General features: G+C 71.0%; 3 protein-coding genes. All 3 read right to left on the reverse strand.

The genetic code is table 11. From position 1 onward, the window contains the following. Positions 1-48: 48 nt before the first annotated feature. The 3 genes from hpnH to shc are packed head-to-tail and all read right to left on the reverse strand — an operon-like array spanning position 49 to position 3,733. Positions 49-1,068: an adenosyl-hopene transferase HpnH gene (hpnH, locus tag ACFCV8_RS28625; RefSeq protein ID WP_376688355.1), complete on the reverse strand. Its 1,020-nt coding sequence runs from the start codon at positions 1,066-1,068 to the stop codon at positions 49-51. Positions 1,069-1,073: 5 nt separating this feature from the next. After that, positions 1,074-1,733 carry a 1-hydroxy-2-methyl-2-butenyl 4-diphosphate reductase gene (locus tag ACFCV8_RS28630; RefSeq protein ID WP_376688356.1) on the reverse strand — a complete coding sequence of 220 codons (660 nt, stop codon included), beginning with the start codon at positions 1,731-1,733 and terminating at the stop codon, positions 1,074-1,076. Then, positions 1,733-3,733: a squalene--hopene cyclase gene (shc, locus tag ACFCV8_RS28635; RefSeq protein ID WP_376688357.1), complete on the reverse strand. Its 2,001-nt coding sequence runs from the start codon at positions 3,731-3,733 to the stop codon at positions 1,733-1,735. Before shc ends, ACFCV8_RS28630 begins: the two co-directional genes overlap by 1 nt. Positions 3,734-3,913: the final 180 nt, after the last annotated feature.

The following is a 3,913-nucleotide window of genomic DNA, read 5'->3' on the forward strand; positions in this document are numbered from 1 at the left end:
GGTCCGGGGAGGTCTCCCCGGGCCACCGGCCCGCCCGCGGTCCCGGCGTCAGCGGTTCCCGGAGACGGTCTCGCGCGCCGCGCGCAGGGACTCCTTCAGCGACCCCATGGTGGCGAGCACGGCGGTGGGCTCGTAGCCGCAGTGCGCCATGCAGTTGTCGCAGCGCGGGTCCTTGCCCCGGCCGTACTTGTCCCAGTCGGTCTCCTCGATGAGCTGACGGTAGGTCGGAACGTAGCCGTCGCTCATCAGGTAGCAGGGCCGCTGCCAGCCGAACAGCGAGTAGTTCGGAATGGCCCAGGCGGTGCACGGGAAGTCCGCCTTGCCCTCCAGGAAGTCCAGGAAGAGCGGCGAGTGGTTCAGCCGCCAGCGGCCCCGGTTGCCGCCCGCGAACGCCTTTCTGAACAGTTCACGGGTCTGCTCGACGCCCAGGAAGTGGTCCTGGACGGGTGCCTTCTCGTAGGCGTAGGCCGGCGAGATCATCATTTCGTCGACCTTCAGGTCGTCGTTGAGGTAATTGAGGACCTCGATGACGGTCTGCGGGGTGTCGGTGTTGAAGAAGGTGGAGTTCGTGGTGACCCGGAAGCCGCGCCGCTTGGCCTCCTTGATCGCCGCCACCGCCTCGTCGAAAACGCCTTCCTTGGCAACGGATTCGTCGTGCCGCTCGCGCAGCCCGTCGATGTGCACGGCAAAGGCGAAATAGGGAGAGGGCGTGAATTTCTCCATCTTCTTCCGCATCAGCATCGCGTTGGTGCACAGGAAGACGTACTTCCTGCGTGCCACCAGCTGCCGCACGATCTCGTCGATCTGCGGGTGCATCAGCGGTTCGCCGCCCGCGATGGAGACCATCGGGGCACCCGATTCGAGCACCGCGCCCACGGCCTGCGCCACCGGCATGCGCTGCTTGAGCACGCCTGCCGGATGCTGGATCTTCCCGCAGCCCTCGCAGGCGAGATTGCACGCGAACAAGGGTTCCAGTTCCACGATGAGCGGGAACTTCTCCCGCTTACGAAGCTTCTGTTCGATGAGATACGTCGCGACCTTGATGGACTGGCGGAGCGGCATGGCCATCTGGCTCACCTCCTGGGGAGCAGCAAGGATCGGTGCCATTCGTAGAAAGCAGGCAGGACGGCACGGAGAACGCGGAAAGCCGATATTCCACCGCGTATCGTGCCGATGCGAACGAGCTCATGCTCCGGAGCATCCACGACCACCCGTACGGCGGCAACCGGGCGTGGCCCGGAACGCAGAGCGGTACGCAGGGTCGCGGCGGACTCCATGTCCACCGCGATCGCTCCGGTGGCCCGCAGTCCGGCCCGCTCATGTCCGCGTACGACATGGTCGGAGCCGGTCAGCGGGCCGGTGTGGACGGTGCGGCCGGGCACCGCCCTGGACAGGGCCAGGGCGAGCAGGCCCGTGCCGGTGCAGGCGGTCGACTCCCCGGCCTCCCGGGTCTCGTCGGCGACCACCAGGTCCCCGGGCCGCATCCCGGGCCGCAGCCCGGCGCAGAACCCGGAGGCCAGCACCGCCGCACCGTCCGCACCGTCCCGGCCGAGCGCCTGTACGACGGCCTCCTCGGCCGCCCTGGGGCCCATGCCGGTACGGAGCACGGTGACCGGACCGGGGGCCTCGCCGGCCCCGGCCCGGCCGCTGCGCAGGGCGAACCGCTCGATGCCGAGCGCACAGGCGATCAGCAGCGGGGCAGCGGGACCGGCCGTGCCCGGCCCGTCGGTCATCAGGCCCCCTTCAAGGCGGCCGCGCGGTCGGCGAACGGCTCGCCGTGCACGTACCGTCCGAGGGCGGTGAGCGGGAAGACCTGGCGGTAGAGGTGGTAGTTGATGGAGAAGTCCCACGGGAAACCGGTACCGGTGAAGTACGGCTCGTCCCAGGACCCGTCGGCCCGCTGCGTCTCGGTGAGCCAGCGGACGCCCCGTCGTACGGCCGCGCCGTCCCGTTCCCCGGCCGCCAGCAGGGCCAGCAGCGCCCAGGCGGTCTGGGAGGCGGTCGAGGCGCCGTGCCCGATCCACTTCTCCTCGTGGTAGGAGCGCAGGTCCTCGCCCCAGCCGCCGTCGTCGTTCTGCACGGACTCCAGCCAGCCGACCGCGCGCCGGATCGCCGGGTGCGTACCGGGCAGCCCGGCGGCCACCAGCGCGGGGACCACCGACCCCGTGCCGTACACGTAGTTGACGCCCCAGCGACCGAACCAGGCGCCGCCCTCCTCCTGTTCGGCGAGCAGCCACCGGATGCCGCGCCGGGTGGCGGGGTCCGCGGACCGGCCCTCGACGGCGAGCATCTCCACCACGTGCCCGGTGACGTCGGCGGACGGCGGGTCGACGACCTCGCCGAAGTCGCAGAAGGGCAGCCGGTTGGGGAACGGGCTGGTGTTGTCCGCGTCGAAGGCGCCCCAGGCGCCGTTGCGGGACTGCATGCCGACGCTCCAGCGCACGCCGCGCCGGATCGCGGCCTCGACGCGCGCCGGATCGGGATGGCGGACCCGGCGCAGCGCGAGGACCACCTCGGCGGTGTCGTCGATGTCCGGGTAGTTGTCGTTGTGGAACTCGAAGGCCCAGCCGCCGGGGTCGAGCCGGGGGCGGCGCACCGCCCAGTCGCCGGGCCGGGCGATCTCCTCGTCGAGCATCCAGTCCACGGCCTTCACCAGGGCGGGGTGGTCGGGGCCGACACCGGCGTCGGCGAGCGCGATGGTGGCCAGGCAGGTGTCCCACACCGGTGACTGGCAGGCCTCGATCATCCGGGCGCCGTCCTCGCGCCACACCGCGAACCGGTCGAGGGATTCGAGCCCGGCCCGCATCACCGGGTGGTCGAGGTCGTAGCCCATCAGGTGCAGGGCGATGACGGAGTACACGGCGGGGGGCTGGATGCCGCCCCAGCAGCCGTCGTTCTCCTGGCGTTCGATGATCCAGCGGACCGCGGCGTTCATCGCGGTCCGGCGCACCGCGCGCGGGGCGACGCGGCGGTAGAGGTGCAGTGCCCTGTCCAGGCGCTGGAAGACACCGTCCCAGCTGGCGGCCGGTGCGGGGCGGCGGGGCGGGCTGGGGCGGCGGGCGTCGGTGTGCAGTTCGTCGAGCGGGAAGGGGGCCGGGCGGACGGGCCGCTTCGCCGAGACGATGGTGAGCGGCACGATGGTCTGGCGGGCCCAGCAGCCGAAGTCGTAGATGTTGAGCGGGGCCCACTTCGGGAAGAACATCAGCTCGGGCGGGAGTTCGGGGAGGTCGTCCCATTTCCACCAGCCGAAGAGGGCCAGCCAGATCCGGGTGAAGACCCGGGAGGCGGCGATCCCGCCCTGTTCCCTGATCCAGGCCGAGGCGCGGGCCATGTGCGGTTCGTCCGGCCGGTCCCCGGCCAGCCGCAGCGCCACGTACGCCTCGATGGTGGTGGAGAGTTCGCCCGGCCCGCCGTGGAAGGTGGCCCAGGTGCCGTCCCCGAGCTGTTCGCCGCGGATGAAGCGGCCTGCGGCCCGTACCGTGTCCGGGTCCTGGATGCCGAGGAACTGGCGGAGCAGCAGGTCCTCCGCGTCCATCGTGACGTTGGTGGCGAGGTCGCCCTTCCACCAGCCCTGCTCGTCCTGCCGGCCGAGGAGGTGCTCCACCGAGCGTTCCGCGGCCCGCCGCGCGGCGGCGAGCACGTCGTCCGCGGCGATGGTTGTGTCGGTCGGTTGGCTGGCCGAGGCCGCTACGGGGTTCACGGCCCCGGTGCTTCCGTCGGTCGTCGCTGTCATGGCTTCCCCTTCGTGCAGTCCGGTCCTGCTGTGCTGGGGTCTCCGTCGGGCGGGGGCGTGTGAGGGCCCCCGCCCGCGACAGCGGGTAAAATTGAGCAGAATGTGAAAAAATAATTAGTAAGACGACCAAATCACCGCGCGCCGGGGGCAGCGCCCCCACCGTCGGCGGCAAGTAGAAGC

It is taken from the genome of Streptomyces sp. NPDC056347 (assembly GCF_042262625.1).
GTDB lineage: Bacteria > Actinomycetota > Actinomycetes > Streptomycetales > Streptomycetaceae > Streptomyces.